The following is a 5,685-nucleotide window of genomic DNA, read 5'->3' as shown; positions in this document are numbered from 1 at the left end:
CAACGCCCACTGCTCATCCGAGAGCATCTGAAACCGCGACACGACCAGCAGCATCCCAGCCACCAACCGCGATCTTTGTCAGACACGCCCTAGCTAGACCGGAGCACCCAGCCACCGGGTCAGCGTGGTTTCCAGGCCGGCGGTATCACCTGCACCCGACGCCCACGCCACGAAACCGTCCCGGACGCACCAGCAAACCGGTCAGGCCGGCGTCCTCCGCGCTGCCCCGGACCAACTCCAGACGCGTTCATACGCCTTCGCCAGGACGGCGAGCTCGTCGTTCCCGGCGAAGTCGGCCAGCAAGCCTTTCCCCCGCGGGGGTGATCGGCAAGCCGGCTGCCATCGTCCAGCTGGAGCTTCGGCATCAGCGCGCCGACCAGCGGGTGGCCGTCCCCAGGTCGTAGCGCTGCCCGAGACCGGAGGCCCACTTGCGTAGAGCGTTGCGCCGTCCCGGGTGCCGAGGAAACCGGCGACCACGGACCGGAGCGCGCTGCTGTAGGCATCACCGCGCATCGCGGTCACCTGCGGAGCTTCCACCCCAGGCTGACCGCGTCGCCGAGCCCAAGGTTCAGGCTTTGGCCGCTGAAGGGCGCACGTGGGCGGCCTCCCGCGCAGCAGGATGCGGCCACGCCGGTAGGTGCTCGCCTGCCGCGCGTGGGGGTGAAGCGCGTGCCGCCGTCGGCGCCGTCGCTCACGCGCACGTCGAGGCCGCTGACCCACCGCAGGCTGGCGTCCATTTCGGACGCGGTGACCGCGGCTTCCCGGTCCGCCGCCGGTCCGTCCAGTTCAATGGTGCCGATCCAGCCCGGCCTCGACCCGTAGCCGTAGAGCCCGGCGGTCTTGTGCTGCCACCCCTGGCCCAGCAGCTCCGCCCCGTGCACGGTGCCGGTCGCCTGGCGGACCGTGATCGTCGGGTCCGTGCCGGGGAAGTCGAAGCACGCCTGGCGCCGGACCAGGCTGCGGCCGCCGTCGCAGCCGACGAGCCACGCCGCGCGCAGGCCGCCGCCCACGTGGAGATGAACGGTGACACCGACGCCGTCCACGGCGGATCCAGTACCTCGCGGACGCGAGCCAGGCCGGACACGACCGGCACGCCCTACGCCCACCAGAAGTGCACAACGACAACTGACCGGCTTCACCAAGCCCGAGGGCCGCGAGTGGTGTCCGCTCGCGGCCCTCGGCGCCTGACCGCCACGGCTCAGGCCGTGAGCAACTGTTCGATCCGTCGCGCGGTCGCCATCACCTCGGTGGCCGCGAGGCCGGTGTCGAGGCCGTCGATCGCGACCACGCCGACGCTGCGTTCCAGCGTGCCGGCCCGGATGCCCGCGGCGAGGCCGACCGCGCCGCGTTCCAGCTGGCCGCGCGTCAGGCTGTAGCCGTCCTGGCGGGCCTGCCGCACCGCGTCCGGCTCGCCGGGTTCTTCCGGCCGGGCGGCGAGAATCGCGAGGCCGGCCGCGCCCTGCGTGAGCGGGTGCCTGCTGCCGACCCGGTAGCCGACGGTCAGCACGGTGCCCTCGGGTTCGGCCACCATCGCCACCACGCACTCGGCGCCCTCCGCCGCGGACAGGAACGCCGTCGCGGACGTGCGGTTGGCCAGTTCCTTCAGCAGCGGCAGCGCGTCCTGGTTGAAGTGCGGCTCGAACTTCGCCGCCAGGGTCGCCAGACCGGACGCCAGCCGCACCCGCCCGTCCCCCGTGCGGGACACCAGCCGATGGCCTTCCAGCGTGGCGACGATGCGGTAGCAGATCGCCCGGTGCACGTCGAGTTCGCGCGCCAGGTCGGCGACCGAGATGCCCGACGGCGACTCCGCCACGACCTCCAACGCCCGCAGCCCGCGGTCGAGCGTCTGCAACGTGCTCATGCCGCCCCTCCGCTGTCGATCCCGGCCCGACTCTACCGGCGGACCTTGACGCCTCCCCGTGCCCCACTTACGCTACACCGCGGTTCGCTCACCGCAACAACATGTGCGTTATCAGTAAAACACGAGGTGAACAGCATGAGCACAGGGTCGTGCCCGGTCGATCACGCAGCGGCGGCGGCCGGCTGCCCGGTCTCGCCCCGGGCGAGCGCCTTCGACCCGTTCGGCCCCGAGTACCAGGCCGACCCGCCCGCCGCGGTGCGCTGGTCCCGCGACGAGGAGCCGGTGTTCTACAGCCCGCGCCTGGGCTACTGGGTCGTCACCCGCTACGACGACGTCAAGGCCGTCTTCCGCGACAACACCACGTTCTCGCCCTCGATCGCGCTGGAGAAGATCACGCCGGTCTCCGCCGAGGCCACCGCGACGCTGGCGAAGTACGGCTACGCGATGAACCGCACGCTGGTGAACGAGGACGAGCCGGAACACATGCCCCGCAGGCGGGTCCTGATGCACCCGTTCACCCCGGAGCAGCTCGTCCACCACGAGCCGATGGTCCGGCGGCTGACGCGCGAGTACGTCGACCGGTTCGTCGACGCCGGCAAGGCCGACCTCGTCGACGAGATGTTGTGGGAGGTCCCGCTCACCGTGGCGCTGCACTTCCTCGGCGTTCCCGAGGAGGACATGGCGACCCTGCGCGAGTACTCCATCGCGCACACCGTCAACACCTGGGGCAGGCCCTCACCCGAGGAGCAGGTCGCCGTCGCCGAGAACGTCGGCAGGTTCTGGCAGTACGCCGGAACCGTGCTGGACAAACTGCGCCAGGACCCGTCCGGGCACGGCTGGATCCCCTACAGCATCCGCGCGCAGCGGGAGCACCCGGACGTCATCACCGACTCCTACCTGCACTCGATCATGATGGCCGGCATCGTCGCCGCCCACGAGACCACGGCCAACGCCGCCGCCAACGCCATCAAGCTGCTGCTGGAAAACCGCTCGGTGTGGGAGGAGATCTGCGCCGACCCGGGCCTGATCCCCCACGCCGTGGAGGAATGCCTGCGGCACTCGGGTTCGGTCGCGGCGTGGCGCAGGCTGGTCACCCGGGACACCACGATCGGCGGAGTCCCGATCCCGCGCGGCGCCAAGCTGCTCATCGTCAACTCCTCGGCCAACCGCGACGAACGGCACTTCGACCACCCCGACGAGGTCGACCTCCGCCGCGACAACGCCACCGACCACCTGACCTTCGGCTACGGCAGCCACCAGTGCCTCGGCAAGAACCTGGCCCGCATGGAACTGCAGATCTTCCTCGAGGAACTCACCCGCAGGCTGCCGCACCTGGAACTCGTGCCGGACCAGGAGTTCACCTACGTCCCCAACACCTCCTTCCGCGGCCCGGAACACCTGTGGGTGCAGTGGGATCCCGCCGCCAACCCGGAACGGGCCGACCCGTCCATCACCGAGCTTCGCCGCCCGGTTCGGATCGGGGAACCGTCCAAGCGCGCCGTGGCCCGGACGGTGCGCGTCGTGTCGGTCGAGCGCGCGGCCGAGGACGTCCTCGAGGTGACCCTGGCCGCCACCGACGGCAAGCCCCTGCCGAGGTGGTCACCGGGCGCGCACGTCGACCTGCAGCTCGGCGAGCTGTCCCGGCAGTACTCGCTGTGCGGCGACCCCGCGGACGCCGGCACCTACCGCATCGCCGTGCTCAAGGACCCGGACAGCCGCGGCGGTTCCCGCTACGTGCACGAAAACCTGCGCCCCGGCGCCACGCTGTCGCTGCGCGGCCCGCGCAACCACTTCCGCCTCGACCCCGCCGCGCGCCACTACGTGTTCGTCGCGGGCGGCATCGGGATCACCCCGATCATCGCCATGGCCGATCACGTCAAGGCCGCCGGCGGCAGCTACGAACTGCACTACTGCGGCCGCGACACCACCGCGATGGCCCTGCTCGACCGGTGCCGGCGCGACCACGGCGACCGTCTGCACGTCCACACCAGCACGGACGGAACGCGCCTCGACGTCGTCGCGTTGCTCGCGAATCCGGCGGAAGGCACGCAGATCTACGCCTGCGGGCCGGAACGTCTGCTCGACGCGCTGGCCGAGGCGAGCGCGCACTGGCCGGACGACGCGCTGCACGTCGAGCACTTCACCACCACGCAGCGGGTGCTCGACCCCGCCGTGGAGCACGCCTTCGACGTCGACCTCGCCGACTCCGGGCTCACGGTGCGCGTCGCCGCGGACGAGACCGTGCTCGCCGCACTGCGCGCCGCCGGCGTCGACGTGCCCAGCGACTGCGAAGAAGGCCTGTGCGGCACGTGCGAAGTGCCCGTCCTCGACGGCGAGGTCGACCACCGCGACGTGGTCCTCACCAAGGCCGAACGGGCCGCCGGCACCAGGATGATGACCTGCTGCTCGCGGGCCTGCGGCGACCGCATCACCCTCCGGCTCTGACCCTCCCCTGTGGACATTCGAAAGGAACTGACAATGACGTCAACGGTGCGGCAGGCGCGGCCCGCCACCAGCTTCCGGCGCGTGCTCGCGGGCGGGATGGCCGGCGCGGTGCTGGAGTGGTACGACTTCGCGATCTACGGCGTGCTCGCCGCGACCGTGCTCGGCCCGCTGTTCTTCCCCGGCGGCAACGGGATCGTGCAGCTGCTCCTCGCGCTCGCCACCCAGGGGCTCGGGTTCGTCGCGCGCCCCCTCGGCGGCATCGTGTTCGGGCACCTCGGCGACAAGTTCGGCCGCAAACCCATGCTGGTGACCACGTTCCTGCTGCTCGGCACCTCGACCGCGGCGATCGGGCTGCTGCCCACCTACCACCAGATCGGCATCTGGGCGACGCTGCTGCTGGTCGTGCTGCGCATGACGCAGGGTTTCGCACTGGGCGGCGAGTTCGGGGCCGCGGTGCTCATGGTCAGCGAGTACGGCGAGCCGAAGCGCCGCGGGTTCTGGGCCTCGTGGCCGCAGGCCGGCGCGCCGCTGGGCACCGTGCTGGCGACCGTCGTGGTCACCGTCCTCGGCGGCCTGTTCCCCGGTGACGCCTTCGACGCGTGGGGCTGGCGCGTGGCGTTCCTGGTCGCGGTGCCGCTGCTGGTGATCGGGTTCTGGATCCGGCGCAGCGTCGAGGAATCGCCGGTGTTCCAGGCCGCCCGCGCCGGTGCCGAGCGCAAGGCCGCGCACAGGTCGAGCGTGCTCGAAGCGCTGGCCCGGCCCCGCGCGGTCCTGCACGGTCTCGGGATGCGGCTCGGCGAGAACATCGCGTTCTACATCTACACCGTCTTCGTCATCGCCTACGCCACGACGTCGTTCGGGTACCAGCGCGGCGATGTGGTGCTGGCGGTGACGTTCGCGTCGGTGTGCCAGTTCGCGGGCATGATCGGCGGCGGCGCGTGGTCCGACCGGGTCGGCCGCAAGATCGCGATGCTCGTGCCCGCCGTCGCGCTGGTGGTCTGGGCGCCGGTGTTCTTCTGGATGGTCCAGACCGCCAGCGTGCCGATGCTGTGGCTCGGTGTCTGCGCCGGCGCGCTGTTCCACGGCATGCTCGCCGGGCCGGAGGCCGCGTGGATCACCGAGCTGTTCCCCACCCGCTACCGCTACGCCGGCTCGTCCCTGGTGTTCCAGGGCTCGTCGATCATCGCCGGGGCGCCGGCGCCGCTGATCGCGGTGTGGCTGATCGACAGCGTTGGCGTCGGCGCGGTGATCGGCTACCTCGTGCTCACCATGGCGATCACCGTGCTCGCGGTGGCGACCAGCCGCGAAACGAGGCAGCTGCCGGACCTGCGCGTGGAACTGTCCGAAATGGTCACCGGGGAACAGGTCGCCGCACTGGC

General features: G+C 71.5%; 5 protein-coding genes. 2 read left to right on the top strand and 3 right to left on the bottom strand.

The annotated features are described in order from the left end of the window. Positions 1-93: 93 nt before the first annotated feature. From ABZ215_RS43090 to ABZ215_RS43080, 3 genes are all read right to left on the bottom strand, one after another. Entirely contained in the window at positions 94-171 is a 78-nt protein-coding gene (locus ABZ215_RS43090; protein ID WP_354956702.1) for a hypothetical protein, read from the bottom strand. A 347-nt stretch (positions 172-518) separates the two neighbouring features. Continuing rightward, positions 519-1,043, bottom strand: coding sequence for an FAD-dependent monooxygenase (locus ABZ215_RS43085; protein WP_354956700.1), 525 nt, complete (start codon positions 1,041-1,043; stop codon positions 519-521). A gap of 155 nt (positions 1,044-1,198) precedes the next feature. Continuing rightward, on the bottom strand, positions 1,199-1,861 hold the full coding sequence (locus ABZ215_RS43080; protein ID WP_354956698.1) for a helix-turn-helix domain-containing protein: 663 nt from the start codon (positions 1,859-1,861) through the stop codon (positions 1,199-1,201). Positions 1,862-1,996: 135 nt separating this feature from the next. Between ABZ215_RS43080 and ABZ215_RS43075 the strand changes: the two genes are divergently transcribed. Both ABZ215_RS43075 and ABZ215_RS43070 read left to right on the top strand, forming a co-directional pair. Next, entirely contained in the window at positions 1,997-4,306 is a 2,310-nt protein-coding gene (locus tag ABZ215_RS43075; RefSeq protein WP_354956696.1) for a cytochrome P450/oxidoreductase, read from the top strand. Between the two features lie 33 nt (positions 4,307-4,339). Further along, positions 4,340-5,685 (top strand): MFS transporter (locus tag ABZ215_RS43070; protein ID WP_354956694.1); only part of this gene is annotated, 1,346 nt, incomplete at its 3' end.

This window comes from Amycolatopsis sp. NPDC006131, from assembly GCF_040614175.1.
In the GTDB taxonomy this organism is placed as follows: Bacteria; Actinomycetota; Actinomycetes; order Mycobacteriales; family Pseudonocardiaceae; genus Amycolatopsis_E; species Amycolatopsis_E tucumanensis.
This window is presented reverse-complemented; position numbering and strand designations above follow the sequence as displayed.

Bases quoted from the DNA above. Each gene is read 5' to 3' on its own strand.
- ABZ215_RS43080 (WP_354956698.1), bottom strand. From the start codon at position 1,861: ATGAGCACGTTGCAGACGCTCGACCGCGGGCTGCGGGCGTTGGAGGTC.
- ABZ215_RS43075 (WP_354956696.1), top strand. From the start codon at position 1,997: ATGAGCACAGGGTCGTGCCCGGTCGATCACGCAGCGGCGGCGGCCGGC.